We start from the raw sequence: 21756 nt of genomic DNA, 5'->3' as shown, positions 1-21756 counted from the left end.
GGCTTATGGCGACGACTTCCGAAAGAAGTCCGGGGAGTTGAACCGGTCCACGCGTGGCGCCGTGACCTTGGACAGGGAGCCCGTGGACGATCGAGCCCCCGCTCCGATCACGTAACGGATTCACATCATTACAACTCGTTACGGGAACCATGTCGCTGTGAGGTCGAAGTCCCATGTCCGTACCCGAACAGCCCCCGCCCGCGGGCCCCGACCTGCCCCCGTCCACCGTCGTAACCGCACCCGCAACGCGAGGAGACACCGTGGCCACCGACGCACCACCACCCGCGAAAACCGGAGCCCCACTCCCGTCCACCCAGGAGTTCGTCGAGATGCAGGAGAGCGCCGAGTTCGGTGAACTCCGCAGCTCCCACCGCTCCTTCGCCTTTCCGCTGACCGTCGGATTCATCCTCTGGTACCTGCTGTACGTGCTGCTCTCGAACTACGCGGGCGACTTCATGGGCACCAAGCTGTTCGGCAACGTCAACGTCGCCCTGGTGCTCGGTCTCGCCCAGTTCCTCACCACGTTCCTCATCGCCTGGTGGTACTCGCGGCACGCGGCCACCCAGCTCGACCCCAAGGCCGACGCCATCAAGTCCCGGATGGAGGGCGGCGCATGAGCTCCGTACGGACGACCGCGCACACCACGATGCTGGCCGCGGGCGAGGCGAGCCAGCACCGGCCGCTGATCATCACCCTGTTCGCGGTGTTCGTCGCCGCGACCCTCGTCATCACCGTCTGGGCCGGCCGTCAGACCAAGGACGCCGCCGACTTCTACGCGGGCGGCCGCCAGTTCACCGGCTTCCAGAACGGACTCGCCGTCTCCGGCGACTACATGTCCGCCGCGTCCTTCCTCGGCATCGCCGGCGCCATCGCCCTCTTCGGATACGACGGCTTCCTCTACTCCATCGGCTTCCTGGTCGCCTGGCTGGTGGCCCTGCTCCTGGTCGCCGAACCGCTGCGCAACTCCGGCCGGTACACGATGGGCGACGTCCTCGCCTACCGCATGCGCCAGCGACCGGTCCGTACCGCCGCGGGCACCTCCACCATCATCGTGTCGATCTTCTACCTGCTGGCCCAGATGGCGGGCGCGGGCGTCCTCGTCTCGCTGCTCCTCGGCATCACCAGCGACGGCGGCAAGATCGGCATCGTCGCGCTCGTCGGCGTCCTGATGATCGTGTACGTCACCATCGGCGGCATGAAGGGCACCACCTGGGTGCAGATGGTCAAGGCGGTCCTGCTGATCGTCGGCGCCCTGCTGCTCACCTTCCTGGTGCTGCTGAAGTTCCACTTCAACATCTCCGACCTGCTCGGCAAGGCGGCCGAGAACAGCGGCAAGGGCTCCCCCTTCCTGGAACCCGGCCTCAAGTACGGCGCCACGTCCACCACCAAACTGGACTTCATCTCCCTCGGCATGGCGCTGGTCCTCGGCACCGCGGGCCTGCCGCACATCCTGATCCGCTTCTACACCGTGCCCACCGCCAAGACCGCGCGGAAGTCGGTGAACTGGGCGATCGGCCTCATCGGCACCTTCTACCTGATGACCCTCGCCCTCGGCTTCGGCGCCGCCGCGCTGATCAAACCGGACGAGATCATCGCCTCCAACAAGGCGGGCAACACGGCGGCACCCCTGCTCGCCCTGCACCTCGGCGGCGTCGACTCCACCTGGGGCGCGATCCTGCTCGCCACCATCTCCGCCGTCGCCTTCGCCACGATCCTCGCGGTCGTCGCGGGACTGACACTCGCCTCGTCCTCCTCCTTCGCGCACGACATCTACGCGAACGTCATCAAGAAGGGGCAGGCGTCGGAGAAACAGGAGATGGCGGCGGCCCGGTACGCGACGGTCGGGATCGGAGCCGTGTCCATCCTGCTGGGCGCCCTCTCCCGCGACCTCAACGTCGCCGGTCTGGTCGCGCTCGCCTTCGCGGTCGCCGCCTCCGCCAACCTGCCGACGATCCTCTACAGCCTGTTCTGGAAGAGGTTCACCACCCCGGGCGCGCTCTGGTCGATCTACGGCGGTCTGGTCACCGCGGTCGGTCTGGTGCTCTTCTCCCCGGTGGTCTCGGGCAAGCCCACCTCGATGTTCCCCGACGTCGACTTCCACTGGTTCCCGCTGGAGAACCCGGGCCTCATCTCCATCCCGGTCGGCTTCCTGCTGGGCTGGCTGGGCACCGTCCTGTCCAAGGAGGAGCCGGACGCCGGCAAGTACGCCGAACTGGAGGTCCGCTCCCTGACGGGCACCGGAGCGCACTAGGCACCGGCTCGGACACCGGCATCGCCCGGGCCCGTCGTAGGCCACCGGTGGATCACCACTGGTAGATCCCTACGACGGGCCCGCGCCTCGTCTCGTGGGATCGGGCCCTGTTCTTGTCCGTCCCGTCACGTAGGCTCACAGGTGTCCGGAAAACGAGATCGGCATCGAGGGAGGGGCCCCGCGTGCTCATCGACACCTACGGCCGGGTCGCCACCGACCTGCGTGTCTCACTGACGGACCGGTGCAACCTCCGCTGCACGTACTGCATGCCCGAAGAGGGCCTGCAGTGGCTCGCCAAGCCCGATCTGCTCACGGACGACGAGATCGTCCGCCTGATAGAGATCGCGGTCACCCGCCTCGGCATCGAGGAGGTCCGCTTCACCGGCGGCGAGCCCCTGCTGCGCCCCGGCCTGGTCGGCATCGTCGAGCGGGTCGCGGCCCTCGCCCCCCGCCCTCAGATGTCCCTCACGACCAACGGCATCGGCCTCAAGCGCACCGCGGACGCCCTGAAGGCCGCGGGCCTGGACCGGGTGAACGTCTCGCTCGACACCCTGCGGCCCGACGTGTTCAAGACCCTCACCCGCCGCGACCGCCACAAGGACGTCATCGCGGGCCTCGAAGCCGCCCACCGAGCGGGCCTGACCCCCGTCAAGATCAACTCGGTCCTGATGCCGGGCCTGAACGCCGACGAAGCCCCGGACCTGCTGGCCTGGGCCGTGGAGCAGGACTACGAACTCCGCTTCATCGAGCAGATGCCGCTGGACGCCCAGCACGGCTGGAAGCGCGACGGCATGGTCACCGCCGGCGACATCCTGGCCTCGCTGCGCACCCGCTTCGAGCTCACCGAGGAAGGTGTCGACGAGCGGGGTTCCGCACCCGCCGAGCGCTGGATCGTCGACGGCGGCCCGCATCGCGTCGGTGTGATCGCCTCGGTCACCCGCCCGTTCTGCTCGGCCTGCGACCGCACCCGCCTCACTGCCGACGGCCAGGTGCGCACCTGTCTCTTCGCCACGGAGGAGACCGATCTGCGGGCCGCACTGCGCTCGGGCGCGCCCGACGAGGAGATCGCCCGCATCTGGCGCGTCGCGATGTGGGGCAAGAAGGCGGGGGCGGGCCTGGACGACCCGTCGTTCGTCCAGCCCGACCGCCCGATGTCGGCGATCGGCGGCTGACGCGGTCCGCCGGCTATCCCTCGCCGCGCTCGACCGGCCGGGAAGCCTCCCACTCGTCGAGCGGCACGACGTCCTTCAGGAACCCGCGCACACCGAGGAACTTCGACAGGTGCTCGCGGTGCTCCTCGCACGCGAGCCAGGTCTTGCGGCGCTCGGGCGTGTGCAGCTTCGGGTTGTTCCAGGCGAGCACCCACACGGCGTCCGCGCGGCAGGCCTTGGCCGAGCAGACAGGGGAGGCGGGATCGGAGCCGGGGGCGTTCAGAATCACCCTGCCGACCCTAGCCGAGGCCTCGCGTCACGCGTTCCGCGCGGTGGGCCGGCGTTCGTGGGTGGGGGCTCCGACAGCGCATAAAGGCGACGCCGAGCAGCCACGGGGGGAGCTGCCCGGCGTCGGTCCGTCGCTCCGACGGGGGATGCGGAGCGCGTACGAAGTATGTCACGGGTAACCCGCCGCCCGGCACCGGAACTACATGATTGATCTGAGCTTTTCTTGAGCTTGTTTGCGCGGCGATATTCCGTTTTCGGAGAATCCTCCGACGTCCGTCCGGGGCCGAAACGGCTTTGCCCCGCGGCGAGTTCGGGGACGGCTCGCCCCCGGCCCGGGCTCAGCCCACGTCGTGCGGCTCGGCCACCGGCGGCGCCCCGGGACCGGTCGCGGCGTCCTTGGGGGACGCATCCTCGGAGCCGTCCTGCGGGGGCGGAGTGATCATCGGACGCAACGGCGCGGTGACGAATGTCGAGGGGAGCGAGGGCGCGTTCTCACGTCCGGCGTTGGCGATGACCACGGCGACGTACGGGAGGAGAATCCCGAGGACCAGCGCGACGAGAGCTACGGGCCGTTCGATGTTCCACAGGGTGGCCGCCAGGATCACGGACACCGTACGGACGGACATCGAGATGACATAGCGGCGCTGCCGGCCGCGTACGTCGTCGTCCAGGCTCTGTCTGGCTCCGGTGATCCGGAAGACCTGGACGTTGCTCTGCTTCCTGATCACACTCCACCACCTGCCTGCGTCGGACGCTCCCCGGTCCGTACCGGTACGAACCCGTCGAGGAAGCGGGCCCGGACCCCCTCCACGTTACGCCGCGTCTGCGCCGCCTTCGAGACCGGGGGATGTCCGGACTGGGTGGACATGGTGCGCCGTAGCGCGTACGGCTCCGCCCGACATGCGCCGTATGGCGGACAGCAACAGACTGACGGTACTGCTCACGGGGAGCGGCACGAGGAGGCGGACATGGGCTGGTTGTGGGCGATCATCGTCGGGTTCGTGCTGGGCCTGATCGCCAAGGCGATCATCCCCGGGAAGCAGCACAGCCCGCTCTGGCTGACCACCATCTTCGGCATCCTCGGAGCGATCGTCGGCAACGCGATCGCCCGGGGCATCGGCATCGCCGAGACCCGAGGCATCGACTGGGGGCGGCACGCGTTGCAGCTGGCCGCCGCGATCGTCCTCGTCTTCCTCGGCGACATGCTCTACATGGCCGTACGGGGCGACAAGGTGAAGACCTGAGACCACGGCCGACCGCCCGGCCTTCCCGGGAACGGCGGTACGACGAAGGGGCGGCTCCGTCAGGGAGCCGCCCCTTCGTGTCCGCGCGCGTCGTGGGCGCGGGGAGGCCTCAGCCGCCCGTGACCTCGACCGCGGCCAGGCTCTTCTTGCCCCGGCGCAGCACGAGCCAGCGCCCGTGCAGCAGGTCCTCCTTGACCGGGACCGCGTCCTCGGCGGCGACCTTCACGTTGTTCACGTACGCCCCGCCCTCCTTGACCGTGCGGCGCGCGGCGGACTTGCTGGCCACCAGACCGACCTCGGCGAAGAGGTCCACGACGAGACCCGCCTCGGCGACCTGGATGTGCGGCACCTCGGACAGGGCCGCGCTCAGCGTCCGCTCGTCGAGCCCGGCCAGCTCGCCCTGCCCGAAGAGAGCCTTGGACGCGGCGATCACGGCGGCCGTCTGGTCGGCGCCGTGCACCAGCGTCGTCAGCTCCTCGGCCAGCGCGCGCTGGGCGGCACGGGCCTGCGGACGCTCCTCGGTCTGCTTCTCCAGCTCCTCGAGTTCCGCGGGGGACCTGAAGGACAGGATGCGCATGTACGTCGAGATGTCCCGGTCGTCCACGTTCAGCCAGAACTGGTAGAACGCGTACGGCGTCGTCATCTCGGGGTCGAGCCAGACGGCGCCGCCCTCGGTCTTGCCGAACTTGGTGCCGTCCGCCTTGACCATCAGCGGCGTCGCCAGCGCGTGCACATGGGCCCCGGGCTCCAGGCGGTGGATCAGATCCAGGCCCGCAGTGAGGTTGCCCCACTGGTCGCTGCCGCCCTGCTGCAACGTGCAGCCGTAGCGTCGGTACAGCTCCAGGAAGTCCATGCCCTGCAGCAGCTGGTAGCTGAACTCCGTGTAGCTGATGCCCTCCTCGGACTCCAGGCGGCGGGCCACCGAGTCCTTGGTCAGCATCTTGTTGACGCGGAAGTGCTTGCCGATGTCCCGCAGGAACTCGATCGCCGACAGACCGGCCGTCCAGTCGAGGTTGTTCACCATGACCGCGGCGTTCTCGCCCTCGAAGGACAGGAACGGCTCGATCTGCGAACGCAGCCGCGTCACCCAGTTCGCGACCGTCTCCGGGTCGTTCAGCGTGCGCTCGGCCGTCGGGCGCGGGTCACCGATCTGGCCCGTCGCCCCGCCCACCAGGGGCAGCGGCCGCAGCCCGGCCTGCTGGAGCCGGCGCATGGTGAGCACCTGCACCAGGTGACCGACGTGCAGGCTGGGCGCGGTCGGGTCGAAGCCGCAATAGAACGTGACGGGACCGTCCGCGAGCGCCTTGCGCAAAGCATCTTCGTCGGTGGACAGGGAGAACAGTCCCCGCCACTTCAGCTCGTCGACGATGTCCGTCACGGTTCTCGTATCTCCTTGAGTGGTTCGTGAATCAGGTACGAGGTTATACGCCCTGGCTGACAGAACTCATATTGAAGTCCGGCACCCGCAGGGCGGGCATCGCAGCCCTAGTGAACCAGTCGCTCCACTCGCGGGGCAGCGTCTTTTCCGTCCGCCCCGCCTCCGTGGCCCGCCCCAGCAGCCCCACCGGCGACTCATTGAACCGGAAGTTGTTCACCTCGCCGACGACCTCGCCGTTCTCGACGAGGTAGACGCCGTCCCGGGTCAGCCCGGTCAGCAGCAGCGTCGCCGGGTCGACCTCGCGGATGTACCAGAGGCAGGTCAGCAGCAGCCCGCGCTCGGTCGCGGCGACCATCTCCTCCAAAGAGCGGTCCTCGCCGCCGTCGAGGACGAGGTTCCCGATCGTCGGCGTCACCGGCAGCCCTGTCAGGTCGGCGCTGTGCCGGGTGGTGGACAGATGCCGCAGTTCGCCCTGGTGGATCCAGTCCGTGGCCGTGAGCGGCAACCCGTTGTCGAACACGGAGGCGTCGTCGCCCGAGGAGTGCGTGAGGACGAAGGGGGCGGACTCGAGGCCCGGCTCGTTCGGGTCGCTGCGCAGCGTCAGCGGCAGCTCGGTGAGCCGCTCGCCGATCCGGGTGCCGCCCCCGGGCTTGCTGAAGACGGTCCGGCCCTCGGCCGCGTCCCGGGCTGCGGCCGACCACATCTGGTAGATCAGCAGGTCCGCGACGGCGGTCGGCGGCAGCAGCGTCTCGTAGCGCCCGGCGGGCAGGTCGACGCGCCGCTGCGCCCAGCCGAGCCGTACGGCCAGTTCCGCGTCCAGCGCCGCCGGGTCGACGTCCTTGAAGTCCCGCGTCGAGCGTCCCGCCCACGCCGAACGCGTACGGTCCGGGGACTTGGCGTTGAGCTCCAGCGTGCCGTTCGGCTGGTCGTGCCGCAGCCGCAGCCCCGTCGACGTACCGAGGTAGCTGGAGACGAGTTCGTGATTGGCGAAGCCGTACAGCTCACGGCCGCCGACACGCGCGCGTGCGAACGATTCGCCGAGCGCCGGCGCGAAGTCGGCGAAGACGGTGGAGGAGGTCTCGGCGGGCGCGTCCGTGAAGTCCGGGGACTCCGGTACACCCGTCACCAGCGGTCGGCCGTCCTCGGCGGGACCGGCACCCCGTGCCGCGGCCTCGGCCGCCCGCACCAGGGGCTCCAGCTCGTCGGCGGTCACGGCCGAGCGCGAGACCACACCCGACGAGGTGCCCTCGCGGCCGTCCACCGTGGCGATCACGGTGAGCGTGCGCCCGCGGGTGACCCCGTTCGTGGTGAGCGCGTTGCCCGCCCAGCGGAGGTTGGCGGTGGACTGCTCGTCGGCGATCACCACACAGCCGTCGGCCCGGGACAGTTCGAGGGCGCGCTCGACGACCTCGTGCGGCTTGCTCGTACGGGCGCTCATCGACCGGCCTCCTGCGTGGTGTTGAGACTGTGCTTTCCCGGGGGGCGACCCCCGGCCCCCCGGCCGACTCCCTGGTGAGCGCTCATCGACCGGCCTCCTGCGTGGTGTTGAGGATGTTGACACCCTTGAAGAGGGCGGACGGGCAGCCGTGCGACACCGCGGCCACCTGGCCCGGCTGGGCCTTGCCGCAGTTGAAGGCACCACCGAGGACATACGTCTGCGGACCGCCCACCGCGGCCATCGAACCCCAGAAGTCGGTGGTCGTCGCCTGGTACGCGACATCACGCAGCTGGCCCGTGATCCGGCCGTTCTCGATCTTGAAGAAGCGCTGACCGGTGAACTGGAAGTTGTAGCGCTGCATGTCGATGGACCAGGACCGGTCGCCGACGACGTAGATGCCGCGGTCGACGCCCCCGATCAGATCCTCGGTGGACAGTCCGCCGGGGTCCGGCTGGAGGGACACGTTGGCCATCCGCTGCACGGGCACATGCCGGGGGGAGTCGGCGTACGCGCACCCGTTGGACCGCTCGAAGCCGGTCAGCCTCGCGATCCGCCGGTCCAGCTGGTAGCCGACGAGCGTGCCCTCCTTCACGAGGTCCCAGGACTGGCCCTCGACGCCCTCGTCGTCGTACCCGATGGTCGCGAGGCCGTGCTCGGCGGTGCGGTCACCGGTCACGTTCATCAGATCGGAGCCGTACCTGAGCTTGCCGAGCTGGTCGAAGGTGGCGAACGAGGTCCCGGCGTACGCGGCCTCGTAGCCGAGCGCGCGGTCCAGCTCGGTGGCGTGGCCGATGGACTCGTGGATGGTCAGCCACAGGTTGGACGGGTCGACGACGAGGTCGTACAGCCCCGCCTCGACGCTCGGCGCCCGCATCTTCTCCGCGAGCAGCCCGGGAATGCGCTCCAGTTCGGAGTCCCAGTTCCAGCCGGTGCCCAGCAGGTACTCCCAGCCGCGTCCGACCGGCGGCGCGATCGTCCGCATCGAGTCGAACTCGCCGCTGGACTCGTCGACGGCCACCGCGGTGAGCTGCGGGTGCAGCCGCACCCGCTGCTGCGTGGTCACGGTCCCGGCGGTGTCGGCGTAGAACTTGTTCTCGTGCACGGTCAGCAGCGACGCGTCGACATGGTTGACACCGTCGGCCGCCAGCAGCCGCGCGCTCCAGTCCGCGAGCAGCCCCGCCTTCTCCTCGTCCGGCACGGAGAAGGGATCGATCTCGTACGACGAGATCCACGTCTTCTCGGCGTGCACGGGCTCCTGGGCCAGCTCCACGCGCTCGTCGGAACCGGCCGCCTTGATCACCTGGGCCGACAGCTTCGCCATCGCCACGGCCTGCGAGGCGACCTTCGCGGCCGCGTCCATCGTCAGATCCACGCCCGACGCGAACCCCCAGGTCCCGCCGTGCACGACCCGCACCGCGTACCCCAGGTCGGTGGTGTCCGACGACCCGGCCGGCTTGGCGTCGCGCAACCGCCAGGACGCGCTGCGCACCCGTTCGAACCGGAAGTCCGCGTGGTCGGCGCCCAGCGCCCGCGCCCGCGCGAGCGCGGCGTCGGCGAGTGCGCGCAGCGGTAGCGCCGTGAAGGCTTCGTCGATGGAATGAGGCACCGAGGTCTCCCTGCTGTCGTGGCCCGTCGGGTCCGATCATGTCGCGCGGGCGGGTCCGGCGGCCACGGCTTTGCGGTGACCGGGCGCGTCTTTCGGCCGTGCCGCTTCGGCTGTACGGCCGTACAGCCTCGGTTTTCTGTAGGGATCCGACAGCAGTGACCCGAACCCACTGTCGGTGCCCGATTCTCTGGGAGGCCGGGCGGACCGATAGGTTTTCGGGGAAGGCGCCTGTATTGCAGGGGTTTCAGTCCGCTAACGAAAGGGTGATCCGTTGAGCCGCTCGGTTCTCGTCACCGGAGGCAACCGGGGCATCGGCCTCGCCATCGCCCGCGCATTCGCCGACGCAGGCGACAAGGTCGCGATCACGTACCGGTCCGGTGAGCCGCCGGCCGCCCTGACGGAATTGGGGTGCCTGGCGGTCAAGTGCGACATCACCGACACCGAGCAGGTGGAGCAGGCCTACAAGGAGATCGAGGCCGAGCACGGCCCGGTCGAGGTCCTGATCGCCAACGCCGGCGTCACCAAGGACCAGCTGCTCATGCGGATGTCCGAGGAGGATTTCACCTCGGTCATCGACACGAACCTCACCGGCACCTTCCGCGTGGTCAAGCGCGCCAACCGCGGCATGCTGCGCGCCAAGAAGGGCCGCGTCGTGCTGATCTCGTCGGTCGTCGGGCTGCTCGGCTCGGCGGGACAGGCGAACTACGCCGCGTCGAAGGCCGCCCTGGTCGGCTTCGCGCGTTCGCTCGCCCGGGAGCTCGGCTCGCGCAACCTCACCTTCAACGTCGTCGCGCCCGGCTTCGTCGACACCGACATGACGCAGTCGCTCACCGAGGAGCAGCGCGCGAACATCGTGTCGCAGGTACCGCTGGGCCGTTACGCGCAGCCCGAGGAGATCGCCGCGACGGTGCGGTTCCTCGCCTCGGACGACGCCTCGTACATCACTGGAGCCGTCATCCCGGTTGACGGCGGACTGGGAATGGGTCACTGATCACCATGAGCGGAATTCTTGAGGGCAAGCGCGTCCTGATCACCGGTGTGCTGATGGAGTCCTCCATCGCCTTCCACACCGCCAAGCTGGCCCAGGAGCAGGGCGCCGAGATCATCCTGACCGCGTTCCCGCGGCCCACGCTGACCGAGCGCATCGCCAGGAAGCTGCCGAAGCCCACCAAGGTCATCGAGCTCGACGTCACCAACGACGAGCACCTGGCGCGTCTCGCCGAGATCGTCGGCGAGGAGCTGGGCGGCCTCGACGGCGTCGTGCACTCCATCGGCTTCGCGCCGCAGGACGCCCTCGGCGGCAACTTCCTCAACACGCCGTTCGAGTCGGTGGCCACGGCCATGCACGTCTCGGCGTTCTCCCTGAAGTCGCTGACCATGGCCTGCCTGCCGCTGATGCAGAACGGCGGCTCCGTCGTCGGCCTCACCTTCGACGCGCAGTACGCCTGGCCGCAGTACGACTGGATGGGTCCGGCCAAGGCCGCCCTGGAGGCCACCAGCCGCTACATGGCGCGCGACCTGGGCAAGCAGAACATCCGCTGCAACCTCATCTCGGCGGGCCCGATCGGTTCCATGGCCGCCAAGTCCATCCCGGGCTTCGGCGAGCTCGCTTCGGTGTGGGACACCCGCGCGCCCCTGGAGTGGGACCTCAAGGACCCGGAGCCGGCCGGCAAGGGCGTCGTCGCCCTGCTGAGCGACTGGTTCCCGAAGACCACGGGCGAGATCATCCACGTGGACGGCGGTCTGCACGCCATCGGCGCGTAAACGCTTACGCGCGGTATCGGCGCCCCGTTTCCCGCACTGCGCGGGGAGCGGGGCGTCGCCCGTTCGGCCCAGTCGGCCGGGCGGGCGAGACACCGTGACGGGCACTCTGGGAGAACGCACCGCCCGCCCCGCAGCCTTACGGCCGAGGAGGTCCCCTTGTGCGCCTGTCCCGCCGCTTTGCTCCGGTGTTCGCCGCTGTCGCCCTGGTGATGGCCGTGCCGTACGACGCGATGTCCCACCCGCGCGTGGAGAGCGCGAACGAGGGGTCACGGCGGCCCGCCGCACCCCAGCCGTTCGGCGCCGAGTGCCGGACCACCGTCACCGGCTCCCATGTCGTCGCGTACTGCCACAACCCCTATGTGGGCACCGATCGCGTCCGTCTGCACGTCGAGTGCGCCCGCTGGTGGGACATCGACAGCGACAGCGCCCCCGTCGACGTGGGACCCGCGATGACGGTCAGGCTGACAGGCCGCTGCTGGAAGGAGGTCCGCACGGTCTGGATCACCCACGGCCCGTGACGTCCGCCTGCCCCGGCCCGTGAGGTCCGGCCGCCTGTCCCGGCCCTGAAGTCCTGCGGCCCCTGTCCTGTGACGGTCCCCGGCCTGTGACGGCCGGCGGGCCCGTGACGGCCCCCCGCCTGTGGCAGCCCCCGGCCTGTGGCAGCCGGCCCGTGACGACCCCTCGGCCTGTGACGGCCGGCTCGCCCGGCCGTCGCCCCGTCGTCCCGTGTCTACGCCAGGCCACCCGGCCTGCCGGGCCGGCACTGGAACGGATAGCTCGCGGCCTCGGCGGCCGCGACCTCCGCGTCGCCCGTCCTGATCGCGTCGACGAGCCGGGCGTGGTCCATGTACGTCTCCGGCGTCAGCTCCTTGCCGACGTCCTCGCGCAGCCAGTCGCGCAGCACCTCGCCCAGGTCCGCGTACATCGCCGTCATGACGTCGTTGCGGGACGCGGCCACCACCGCCAGATGGAAGGTCGCGTCGGCGGCCACGAAGGCCTCCGCGTCGCCCGACTCCCAGGCCTCCTCCCGGCGTACGAGGAGTGCGTCCAGCTGCTTGAGATCGCGTTCGGTGCGCCGTTCGGCGGCCAGCCGGGCGGCGCTCGACTCCAGCGTGGAACGCAGTTCCGCGATGTGCCGCGGGTCGGCGTCCGCGAACCGCCGATGCATGACGCCCGCCAGCTCACTGGTCGCCACGACATAGGTTCCTGAGCCCTGCCGGATGTCCAGCAGCCCGTTGTGGGCGAGCGCCCGGACGGCCTCGCGCACGGTGTTGCGGGCGACGCCGAGCTGGTCGACGAGCTCCGGCTCGGTGGGGATGCGCGAGCCCACCGGCCACTCGCCCGAGGTGATCTGGTTCCGCAGCTCGGCGATGACCTGCTCGGACAGGGCCGAACGGCGGGGATGGCTCAGCGGCATGACGGTCCTTCGTACGGGCCCGGGTGTGATCGTTCGCGCGGGGCCGGAGGCTCCGGAGATTAACGCAGCGGGATTGGACAGCCAATCATCCCATGATTCTATGATGGGTGGCATGGCCACCGAGGAGACCCGGACGACGATGACGTCCCCAGCGATACGCCGCTCCGCCGAGAGCACGGCACCCGAAACGCCCGCCCCGCGCGCGTGGACGACGCGGCTCGTGGTCGCCGGCATCGTCCTCGCCGCACTCAACCTGCGCCCGGCCATCACGAGCCTCGGCGCCCTGCTCGAAGAGGTGCGCGACGGCCTCGGCATGAGCGGCGGCGTCGCCGGACTGCTCACCTCCGTACCGCCCCTGTGCTTCGCCGTCTTCGGTGTGACGGCGCCGCGGCTCGCCCGCCGCTTCGGGCCCGCCACCGTCGTCTGCGCGGGCATGGTCGCCATCACGACGGGCCTGGCCGTGCGCCCGTACATCGGCGGCACGGCCGGCTTCCTGGCCGCGAGCGCGCTCGCGGCCATGGGCATCGCCGTCAGCAACGTCCTGATGCCGGTGATCGTCAAGCGCTGGTTCCCGGACAGGGTCGGCTCCATGACGGGCCTGTACTCGATGGCCCTCGCGCTCGGCACCTCGGCCGCCGCCGCGGTGACCGTTCCCGTGACCGACGCCCTGGGCGGCGAGTGGCAGTCCGGACTCGTGGTGTGGGCGGGCCTCGCGGCGGTGGCCGTCCTCCCGTGGATTCTGCTGGTACGAGCGCGGGGCACCGATTTCCGTGACCGTGGGCCCGCCGCTGCCGTCGCAACCCGTACCGGTGCCCTCGGGCCCGCCGCGTCCGAGGCGGGCCGTACCGGTGACCGTAAACCTGCTGCTGCCGCCGCTGCCCGCACCGGTGACCTGGGGCCCGCTCCCGCCGTCGCCACCCGGCACGAGCCCGACGGGCTGCGCATCACCCGCAGCCCTACGGCCTGGGCGCTCGCCGTCTTCTTCGGCCTCCAGGCCACCGCCGCCTACATCACGATGGGGTGGATGGCACAGATCTTCCGCGACGCGGGCGTCGCCGCGGGCACCGCCGGACTGCTTCTCGCCGTCACCATGGTGATGGGCGTGCCGCTGGCCTTCGTCATCCCGCGCCTCGCCATCCGCCTGCCCCACCAAGGGCCGATCGTGGTCGCACTCGGCCTCTGCGGCCTCGCCGGATACGCGGGCCTGTATCTGGCCCCGGCGGCGGGTGCCTGGGCCTGGGCCCTGCTGCTCGGCATCTCCAACTGCGCCTTTCCGCTGGCCCTCACCATGGTCGGCATGCGGGCCCGGACCGGTGCCGGTGTCGCCAAGCTGTCGGCGTTCGCCCAGAGCACCGGCTATCTGCTCTCGATCCCGGGCCCGCTGCTCGTGGGTGTGCTCTACCAGCACAGCGGCGGCTGGGGCCTGCCGCTCGCGATGATGGCCGGGCTGATGGTCCCGCAGATCGGCGTCGGCATCCTGGCCGGCCGCAACCGCACGGTGGAGGACGAGGCCGCCGCATGACCCGGTTCCGGGAAACGGGCCCCGGCGGCGGCGGAGCGGACCGGGAGTGCCAGACTGGCGCCATGCCTGTGCTCGACCCGAACCCCCAGAACGGCCAGAAGAAGCTGCTGCTCGTGCTCGGCGCGATGCTGGCCATCACCGTGATCATCGGCGTCATCGCGTCCATCGCGTCACGCTGAACGACAGAGCCCCCGGCCGCCGACGTCACGCCGGCCGCCGCCGCACCGGTGCCGTAGCACCTCGCACGCCCCTCCGGAACGTGCCCTCTCCGACGCCGACCCGCCTGCGGGCCCGAGGGTAGGGGTAACCCCCCGTCCCCTAGGGGGTGAGTGTCAGGGTCAAGTGGGTGGATCACCGGATGGGTCGAGGGCCGCGGAGTCCGTAACTTCGAGTTGTGACCGCGAGACGCGGCCCGGGAACCACTCGAAGACTCACGGAGGCGGCATGTCGGCCCATACGCACACCCGGCCCCACCCGGCGACCACGGGCCGCGTGGACATCCGACTGCCCTGGTGGGCCCTCGCCCTGCCGACGCTCGCTTTCATCACCCTGCTGCTCATGATCCTCAACCCGGCGGACGCGCACGCCGCGGGCAGCGACCCGGCGATCACCCACATGTTCGAGCGCGTCCAGCAGGCGGTCCTGCGCAACGCTCCGTGAGTCGCCGAGGCCCCGCTTGGTGCCGTGCACACGAGTGCCTCCGACGCCCACGGCCCGGCCCGCCGGCCACCCGCTTCACCGGCCGGACCCCGGCAACCCATGCCACCCCGGCAGGCAATGCCCCGCGACAACCGTTGCCGCAGCTCCCGCCCTCGCCGCGGCACCCGCCACCGGGCAGGACTGCCCCACCCGCCGCAAATGAGCCATGCCGCATCGGGGCATCCCGGATCGCGCCATCCCCCACAGACGGCCGCCACCCGCAACCCGGGGAGACCGTTTGACCCCCCAAGGGGCACGGCTTCACCCCTGACGGGGCAGGGCGTCAGCCCCGCCGGGGGACCGCATCAACTCCCTGCGCCCCATGGCATGTTTCGTGCGAAGCTGGGACGCATGAGCGTCGCAGAACCCCGCAGGATTGTCCTCTTCCGGCATGCGAAAGCCGACTGGCCGCAGATGTCCGACCACGAGCGGCCGCTCGCCGACCGGGGCCGCATGGACGCCGCCGTCGCCGGACGCAGGCTGGCAGACACCGGCATCCCCCTGGACCTGGCCCTTTGCTCCACCGCGATCCGTACCCGCGAGACGTGGAAGCATGCCGTCCAGGAGCTCCCGCACCGGCCGAAAACGGTCTATGAGGAGCGGCTCTACGAAGCCTCGCCGGGCGAGCTGATCGCCGTGCTCAACGAAACCCCGGACGACGCGCACAACGTGATCCTGATCGGTCACAACCCGGGCGTGCACGGCCTCGCCGACGTCCTGGCGGGCCGGGCCGAGGGTGACACCCGTACGCGTATGGACGCCCACGGTTTCCACACCGCCGCCTTCGCGGTGCTCTCTTTCGACGGCCCCTGGAAGTCCCTGGAGCCCGGATCGGGCGCCCTGACCGACTACTGGGCTCCGACGGAGTGAGCCCACCCCTACGACGGACGGGGGCCCGGCACCGCCACGGTGCCGGGCCCCCGTCCGTCGTAGGACGTCACTCAGTGAGCGTTGTCGTCCTCATGCATGTCGGCGGCCTCGACCTCTTCACGGGTGACGCCCAGCAGATACAGGACCGTGTCGAGGAACGGGAAGTTCACCGCGGTGTGCGCGGCCTGGCGCACGACCGGCTTGGCGTTGAACGCGACCCCGAGGCCGGCGGCGTTGAGCATGTCGAGATCGTTGGCGCCGTCGCCGATCGCCACGGTCTGGGCCAGCGGAACCCCGGCCTCGGCGGCGAACCGGCGCAGCAGCCGCGCCTTGCCCGCCCGGTCCACGATCTCCCCGGTGACCCGGCCGGTCAGTTTCCCGTCGACGATCTCCAGCGTGTTGGCCTGGGCGAAGTCGAGCCCGAGCCGCTCCTTGAGATCGTCGGTCACCTGCGTGAACCCGCCGGAGACGACACCGACTTGGAAGCCGAGTCGCTTCAGCGTACGGATCAGGGTGCGCGCGCCCGGCGTCAGCCGAACCTCCTCGCGCACCTTCTGCACGACCGACGCGTCCAGCCCTTCGAGGAGCGCCACGCGCGCGTGCAGGGACTGCTCGAAGTCCAGCTCGCCCCGCATCGCGGCCGCCGTGACCCCGGCGACCTCGTCCTCGCACCCGGCGTGCGCGGCGAAGAGCTCGATCACCTCGTCCTGGATGAGGGTGGAGTCCACATCCATCACGACAAGACGCTGGGCCCGGCGGTGCAGGCCCGCGGCCACCACGGCGATGTCCACACCGAGTGCCGAGGCCTCGGTCACCAGCGCGGTGCGCAGTGTCTCGGTCTCCGTACCGGACACGGCGAACTCGACCGCGGTCACCGGGTACTTGGCCAGTCGGAAGATACGGTCGATGTTGCCGCCGGTCTTCGTGATGCGCGCGGCGATGGCGGCCGTCGACTCCGCGGTGAGCGGGTGTCCGAGCACCGTGACCAGCGAACGTCCGGATCCGCGCGGGCGGTTGTCACCGAGGCCGGAGATGATCTCCGCCTGCATCTTCATCGACTCCGCCCAGCTGTGGACGGTGGCCCGCAGATCACCTTCGAGGCCGGCGGGCGGCTCGGTCACGAGCGCGCACAGCACGATCCGGCCCCGGGTGACGACCTGCTCGATGTCGACCACGTCGACGGAGTAGGCGGCGAGGGTGTCGAAGAGTCCGGCGGTGATGCCGGGCCGGTCCTTGCCGAAGATCTTGACAAGAAGGGTGGGCACATCAGAGGTCTGCGAAGCGCTCATGGTGCTCCCACCGTATCCGGCACCCAGTGCCTCCCGCCCGCCCGGTCCGCCCAGCGGACACGGAACACTGGGTGACACCCAAACGGCACACGGGTGACGAACGGACCACCCCCGCTGCGCGGGGCGTCCGCAACATCCCACGACAGCTCCCCGAACCCGCCGGTTTCCCCTCACCCAGGGTCCCGCGGCCCCATAATCCGGGGCTCCGCCCGGGATCCCGCTCCTCAAGCGCCGGAGGGGCTGAATCTTGACCCCGCAACCGGAGAATGCACGGAACGGGCGACGCCTCATGCCCCACGCACTCCCGCTCCTCAACGCCGGGGCCTGCGCGGAGGCGGCGGCCCCTCGTCCGGTGAGGGTGGAACGGGCGGCGGCGGAGGAGGCAGCGGTGGTGGCCCGTCCTGCCTCCGCCTCGGCGGGCGCCCGATCGGCCCCACCACGGTGGGCGCCCCGTACACGTCACCAGGCGCCCGCGAACCCCTCGGCGCCGGCCCCCGATCCTCCGGCTCCCGCAGCTCGTCCGGCACCTTCAGATACGGATTGGTGTCGGGGTTGGGCGCCCGGTACGACCCCCGGGGCCGGTACGGCCCAGCACTCCCGCCGACACCCGCACCCGCACTGCCGAGCTCCCCAGGACCCCCAGAGCCCCCACCCCCCAAGTCACCCCGTGCCAACCCCGCAGCCCTCCGCCCCGCGGCCCCACTCGCACAGGCGAGCAACGCCCCCACAGCACCGGCCCCCGCCCCCCAGAGAGCCCCCAGCACCAACGCCACCCCCAGCCGCCCGTGCAACTCGATCCCTGCCCCGAACGCGTCGAACCCCAGCACGGACAGGGAAGCGTCCACCGACACCTCCGTCAGCCATGCGAGCAGCGGCACGGTCAGCGCCGTCACGACGCCGAGCCGAAGTGCGCAGCGCCCGGCGAACCGCAGGGGACTGTCACCCCGTACATCCGAGGCATTCCCCGCTCCCGCAACGGCGCCATGCCCCGCCCGTACAAATGGCGTACGCGCAGCCGTCAGAACGCCCGCGTACAGCATCATCAGAACGACAGCGACCCCCAACAGCCATACGCGTCCGTCGAGTTCGGCGAGCCGCCCGAGCGTGACGGGCCGGGACGCATCGACGGTCAGCAGCCTGTCGAGGGGGTCGGGGAGCAGTTTGGCGAGTTCGCCGGTGGCTTTGCCGTCCCAGGGGACGAAGAGGCCGAGGGGGATCGCGAGCCACACACCGTTGGGCGCGCCGAGCAGCGCCGCTCCCGCGATCCGCTTCGGGTGGGCGTCGCCGATCGCCGCGTAGGCCGCCGCCGCGAGCCCGGCCAGGACGGCGACGAGCAGGACGGCGACGAGCGAGGAGGCGGCCGGCCTCACCACGCGGTGCACGGCGTCCCAGCCGCGCGGCAACGGCGTGCGCCGGGAGGCCAGCAGGGCGATCAGCAGGACTCCGGCGGCCCAGGCGGCGCCGCCGAGCAGCGTCGGCGCGGTGTCGACGGAGAAGCCGACGGCCGCCTTCGCCTTCACGAGGTCGCCGATCTTGCCGGGCAGCAGACCGCCGAGGTCCCCGAGTCCGCCCGGGAGTTTGTCCGTGATGTCACCGAGCCCGCCGCCACCGCCCGTGACCTTGTCGAGCCCGAGTTTGCCGCCGTCGATCGTGATGACGTCGTGGCCGGCCCAGGCGAGCCCGCCCAGTGTCGCCACGAACAGGACGATCACCGAGCCCGCCCGCGCCAGGAGTTCGGCCGGAGCGATGACAACTCCGGCCCCGCGCAAGGACCGTAGGAAGAACCACGACATCAGCAGGGCGCCGACCAGCCCGACGCCCAGCGGCGTGAGCTGGATGGCGGTGTGCGCCTCCGCTCCCTTCAGCCCGAAGGCGGAGACGTTGCCGGACGGCGTCACCGTGCCGCCTGCCCCGAGAGCCACCACCGCGGCGGTCATGGGGCCGAGCGAGGCCGCCGTATCCGCCCCGAGCAGGTGCAGACCGAGCGCGGCGGTACCCGCCATGCCGATCAACGCCCAGCTCACGGAGGCGATCGCGGACAACAGCACATCCCCCCACGGCGCGCCCCTGGTGTTCCCGCCGTGGTGCATGGTCCCGATGCTCATCGCCAGACCCCCCGATCCGCGCCGCGGTGATCCCCGCGAATGTCCCCCTCGCGTGGGATTACCACTCTCCGGGCCGGTTTCAACCCCGTCAACGGAAACGGGCAACCCGCCCGTAGCCATCCTTCACAAGGCCCGACTTTCGGTCAGGGGGCCTGTACTGAAATAGTTCCCCACGATGTTCGACATCCCTAGACTCCCTGTGATGGGGGTAGCTCGGGGGACAACTCAGTGGGGCTGGAGTGCCGGAACTCGTACTGGAATTGAATGGACGGACCTGGACGCTCGACGCGTCCAGGCCTCACACCCTCGGACGTGATCCGCAGGGGGACATCGTGCTCGATGATGCCAGGGTCTCCTGGCGTCACGCCACGATCAGCTGGAACGGCCGTAGTTGGGTCATCGAGGACCACGGGAGCACCAACGGCACGTTCGTACAGGGGCAGCGGATCCACCAGTTGGAGATCGGGCCCGGTTCGGCCGTGCACCTCGGCAACGCGACCGACGGACCGCGGCTGAGCGTGTCCGGTGCCGCGGCCCCGGTGGCACAGCCGTTCGCGGCGCAGGGCGCGGGCCCCGGCTGGGCCCAGCAGCCGACGCCGCAGGCGCCGGCCTCGCAGCAACCGCAGCAGGCGGCGGGCATTCCGCAGCAGCAGGGACCCGGTGGTGGCGCGGGGGCGCCGCCGGTCTACGGCGACCGAAGCCCGACGACCTTCCACCAGTTCTCGCTCGGCCGCGTGATGCGCATAGGCCGTGCGCTGGAGAACGAACTGGTGGTCTCCGACCTCCAGGTCTCCCGCCACCACGCCGAGTTCCACGCGACGCCGGACGGCCGCTTCGAGATCCGCGATCTCGGCTCGCACAACGGCACGTACGTCAACGGTATGCCGATCACCAAGGGCGGCTCCGCGCTGCTCGGCCCGAACGACATCGTCGGCGTCGGCCACTCGACCTTCCGTCTGGTCGGCGACCGGCTCGAGGAGTTCGTCGACACCGGTGAGGTCTCCTTCTCGGCCCGCCACCTGACGGTCACCGTCGACGGCGGCAAGCAGATCCTCAAGGACGTCTCCTTCGGCGTACCCGAGAAGTCGCTCGTCGCGGTCATCGGCCCGTCGGGCTCCGGCAAGTCGACGCTCCTGAAGGCGCTCACGGGCTATCGCCCCGCCAACCAGGGTGACGTCCTCTACGACAACCGGAACCTGTACAAGCAGTTCGCCGAGCTGCGTCAGCGCATCGGTCTGGTCCCGCAGGACGACATCCTGCACAAGGAGCTGACCGTCAAGAAGGCCCTCAAGTACGCAGCCAAGCTGCGCTTCCCCGCCGACACCACGGGCGAGGAGCGCGAGGCGCGCATAGACGAGGTGCTGCGCGAGCTGAAGCTGGACATCCACAAGGAGAAGAAGGTCACCTCCCTCTCCGGTGGCCAGCGAAAGCGCGTCTCGGTGGCCCTGGAGCTGCTCACCAAGCCGTCGCTGATCTTCCTGGACGAGCCGACCTCCGGTCTCGACCCGGGCATGGACCGCGATGTCATGCAGCTGCTGCGCGGCCTCGCCGACGACGGCCGTACGGTCCTCGTCGTCACGCACTCGGTGGCCGAGCTGGCGATCTGCGACAAGCTCCTGGTCATGGCGCCCGGCGGGTCCGTCGCCTACTTCGGTCCGCCGGAGGAGGCGCTGAACTTCTTCGGCTACGAGACCTGGGCCGACGTCTTCTCCTCGTTCGAGAACTACCGCGACTACGACTGGGCCGGCCGCTGGAAGGGCTCGCAGCACTACCAGATGTACGCGGCGGACATCGACGCGGTGGCTCCGCAGTCGACGCAGATGCCGTCCGCGCAGGCGATGAAGCCGCCGAAGCCGCAGAGCTGGGGCTCCCAGCTGATGACGCTGATGCGCCGCTACACCTCGGTGATCGTGTCGGACAAGGGCTTCCTCGCGCTGACGGTGATCCTGCCCGCTGTCCTGGGCTCGGTCAGCCTGCTCATCGACAACGGCAAGACGCTGCTGGTCAACGACAAGGTGCTGCCCTCGGGCGCCCATGTCGCGAACGGCACGGCCACGACCGTGCTCCTGATCCTCGCGGTCGGCGCGTGCTTCGCGGGCGCCGCCAACTCGGTCCGTGAGCTGATCAAGGAACGGGTGATCTACGAGCGGGAGCGCGCGACGGGTCTGTCGCGTTCGGCGTACCTGATGTCCAAGGTGATCGTCCTCGGTGTGATCACCATGCTGCAGGGCGCTCTGGTCGGCGCCATCGGCTTCGGCAGCCGCGAGGTCCCGTCCGAGGGTCTGATCCTCAAGAGCCTGCCCAAGGTCGAGCTCACGCTGCCGATCATGGCTCTCGGCTTCGTGTCGATGATGTTCGGCCTGATCATCTCTTCGCTGGTGAAGACCGCGGAGAAGACCATGCCGCTCCTGGTCATGTTCGCGATCGTCCAGGTCGTCTTCACCGGCTGTCTGTTCATCCTGAACGGCACCGTGGGCGTCAACCAGTTCTCGTACCTGATGCCGGCCCGCTGGGCGGTGGCCGCGTCCGGGGCCACGCTGGACCTGAACAACATCTTCCCGAACCAGGACGACCCGACGAGCACGGACCCGCTGTGGAACCACACGGCCGGGGCCTGGACCGTGGACATGATCGCGCTGATCGTCCTCGGTGTCGCCTGCGGCTTCTTCGTGGCCCGCTTCCTGCGCCGCCACGAGCCCGAGGTCATGCGCAAGTAGAGGCCCGGGAACGACGC

20 protein-coding genes are annotated in these 21756 nt (G+C 70.3%); 12 read left to right on the top strand and 8 right to left on the bottom strand.

What is annotated here, in order from left to right:
• Nucleotides 1–260 precede the first annotated feature (260 nt).
• From N4G66_RS07820 to moaA, 3 genes are all read left to right on the top strand, one after another.
• Nucleotides 261–617: a DUF485 domain-containing protein gene (locus N4G66_RS07820; RefSeq protein ID WP_261703246.1), complete on the top strand. Its 357-nt coding sequence runs from the start codon at nucleotides 261–263 to the stop codon at nucleotides 615–617.
• Nucleotides 614–2251: a solute symporter family protein gene (locus N4G66_RS07815; RefSeq protein WP_261703245.1), complete on the top strand. Its 1638-nt coding sequence runs from the start codon at nucleotides 614–616 to the stop codon at nucleotides 2249–2251. Before N4G66_RS07820 ends, N4G66_RS07815 begins: the two co-directional genes overlap by 4 nt.
• A 182-nt stretch (nucleotides 2252–2433) precedes the next feature.
• A complete protein-coding gene (gene moaA, locus N4G66_RS07810; RefSeq protein ID WP_261703244.1) occupies nucleotides 2434–3423 on the top strand; it encodes a GTP 3',8-cyclase MoaA in 990 nt (329 codons plus the stop codon).
• A 13-nt stretch (nucleotides 3424–3436) separates the two neighbouring features.
• Here the strand turns inward: moaA and N4G66_RS07805 are convergent, their stop codons facing one another.
• Entirely contained in the window at nucleotides 3437–3691 is a 255-nt protein-coding gene (locus tag N4G66_RS07805; protein WP_261703243.1) for a hypothetical protein, read from the bottom strand.
• Between the two features lie 337 nt (nucleotides 3692–4028).
• Nucleotides 4029–4415, bottom strand: a complete 387-nt coding sequence (locus N4G66_RS07800) for a DUF3099 domain-containing protein (protein ID WP_261703448.1) — start codon at nucleotides 4413–4415, stop codon at nucleotides 4029–4031.
• Between the two features lie 243 nt (nucleotides 4416–4658).
• Here N4G66_RS07800 and N4G66_RS07795 point away from each other — a divergent pair, with 243 nt between their 5' ends.
• Nucleotides 4659–4934, top strand: a complete 276-nt coding sequence (locus tag N4G66_RS07795; RefSeq protein ID WP_261703242.1) for a GlsB/YeaQ/YmgE family stress response membrane protein — start codon at nucleotides 4659–4661, stop codon at nucleotides 4932–4934.
• Nucleotides 4935–5043: 109 nt separating this feature from the next.
• Here the strand turns inward: N4G66_RS07795 and tyrS are convergent, their stop codons facing one another.
• The 3 genes from tyrS to N4G66_RS07780 form a co-directional block, all read right to left on the bottom strand.
• On the bottom strand, nucleotides 5044–6312 hold the full coding sequence (gene tyrS / locus N4G66_RS07790; protein WP_261703241.1) for a tyrosine--tRNA ligase: 1269 nt from the start codon (nucleotides 6310–6312) through the stop codon (nucleotides 5044–5046).
• A 43-nt stretch (nucleotides 6313–6355) separates the two neighbouring features.
• Nucleotides 6356–7750, bottom strand: a complete 1395-nt coding sequence (locus N4G66_RS07785) for a metallopeptidase TldD-related protein (protein ID WP_261703240.1) — start codon at nucleotides 7748–7750, stop codon at nucleotides 6356–6358.
• A gap of 82 nt (nucleotides 7751–7832) precedes the next feature.
• Nucleotides 7833–9356: a TldD/PmbA family protein gene (locus N4G66_RS07780; protein WP_261703239.1), complete on the bottom strand. Its 1524-nt coding sequence runs from the start codon at nucleotides 9354–9356 to the stop codon at nucleotides 7833–7835.
• 271 nt (nucleotides 9357–9627) lie between these two features.
• On the opposite strand from N4G66_RS07780, the gene fabG reads away from it, so the two are divergent.
• The 3 genes from fabG to N4G66_RS07765 all read left to right on the top strand — a co-directional run bounded on the left by fabG (nucleotide 9628) and on the right by N4G66_RS07765 (nucleotide 11638).
• Complete coding sequence (gene fabG, locus N4G66_RS07775; protein WP_261703238.1) at nucleotides 9628–10347, top strand: 3-oxoacyl-[acyl-carrier-protein] reductase; 720 nt, start codon at nucleotides 9628–9630, stop codon at nucleotides 10345–10347.
• A 5-nt stretch (nucleotides 10348–10352) separates the two neighbouring features.
• Complete coding sequence (gene fabI, locus N4G66_RS07770; protein ID WP_261703237.1) at nucleotides 10353–11120, top strand: enoyl-ACP reductase FabI; 768 nt, start codon at nucleotides 10353–10355, stop codon at nucleotides 11118–11120.
• 158 nt (nucleotides 11121–11278) lie between these two features.
• Nucleotides 11279–11638, top strand: a complete 360-nt coding sequence (locus N4G66_RS07765) for a hypothetical protein (protein WP_261703236.1) — start codon at nucleotides 11279–11281, stop codon at nucleotides 11636–11638.
• 212 nt (nucleotides 11639–11850) lie between these two features.
• Here the strand turns inward: N4G66_RS07765 and N4G66_RS07760 are convergent, their stop codons facing one another.
• Nucleotides 11851–12537: a FadR/GntR family transcriptional regulator gene (locus N4G66_RS07760; protein ID WP_261703235.1), complete on the bottom strand. Its 687-nt coding sequence runs from the start codon at nucleotides 12535–12537 to the stop codon at nucleotides 11851–11853.
• Nucleotides 12538–12637: 100 nt separating this feature from the next.
• Between N4G66_RS07760 and N4G66_RS07755 the strand changes: the two genes are divergently transcribed.
• The 4 genes from N4G66_RS07755 (at nucleotide 12638) to N4G66_RS07740 (ending at nucleotide 15628) form a co-directional block, all read left to right on the top strand.
• Nucleotides 12638–14059 carry a CynX/NimT family MFS transporter gene (locus N4G66_RS07755; protein ID WP_391858772.1) on the top strand — a complete coding sequence of 474 codons (1422 nt, stop codon included), beginning with the start codon at nucleotides 12638–12640 and terminating at the stop codon, nucleotides 14057–14059.
• 62 nt (nucleotides 14060–14121) lie between these two features.
• On the top strand, nucleotides 14122–14238 hold the full coding sequence (locus tag N4G66_RS07750) for an SGM_5486 family transporter-associated protein (protein ID WP_261703233.1): 117 nt from the start codon (nucleotides 14122–14124) through the stop codon (nucleotides 14236–14238).
• A gap of 265 nt (nucleotides 14239–14503) precedes the next feature.
• Entirely contained in the window at nucleotides 14504–14719 is a 216-nt protein-coding gene (locus N4G66_RS07745; protein WP_261703232.1) for a hypothetical protein, read from the top strand.
• Nucleotides 14720–15109: 390 nt separating this feature from the next.
• The gene (locus N4G66_RS07740) at nucleotides 15110–15628 is read left to right on the top strand and encodes a SixA phosphatase family protein (RefSeq protein WP_261703231.1); all 519 of its coding nucleotides are present in this window, start codon (nucleotides 15110–15112) and stop codon (nucleotides 15626–15628) included.
• 71 nt (nucleotides 15629–15699) lie between these two features.
• On the opposite strand, the gene serB is transcribed toward N4G66_RS07740, so the two are convergent.
• Nucleotides 15700–16917 carry a phosphoserine phosphatase SerB gene (gene serB / locus N4G66_RS07735; protein ID WP_261703230.1) on the bottom strand — a complete coding sequence of 406 codons (1218 nt, stop codon included), beginning with the start codon at nucleotides 16915–16917 and terminating at the stop codon, nucleotides 15700–15702.
• Nucleotides 16918–17228: 311 nt separating this feature from the next.
• The gene (locus N4G66_RS07730) at nucleotides 17229–19022 is read right to left on the bottom strand and encodes a streptophobe family protein (RefSeq protein ID WP_261703229.1); all 1794 of its coding nucleotides are present in this window, start codon (nucleotides 19020–19022) and stop codon (nucleotides 17229–17231) included.
• A 239-nt stretch (nucleotides 19023–19261) separates the two neighbouring features.
• On the opposite strand from N4G66_RS07730, the gene N4G66_RS07725 reads away from it, so the two are divergent.
• The gene (locus N4G66_RS07725) at nucleotides 19262–21739 is read left to right on the top strand and encodes an ABC transporter ATP-binding protein/permease (protein WP_261703228.1); all 2478 of its coding nucleotides are present in this window, start codon (nucleotides 19262–19264) and stop codon (nucleotides 21737–21739) included.
• The last annotated feature ends 17 nt before the right edge of the window (nucleotides 21740–21756 follow it).

Source organism: Streptomyces rhizosphaerihabitans (assembly GCF_025399795.1).
In the GTDB taxonomy this organism is placed as follows: Bacteria; Actinomycetota; Actinomycetes; order Streptomycetales; family Streptomycetaceae; genus Streptomyces; species Streptomyces rhizosphaerihabitans.
Note: the sequence above shows the minus strand (reverse complement) of the source record. Positions and strands in the feature narration are given on the sequence as shown.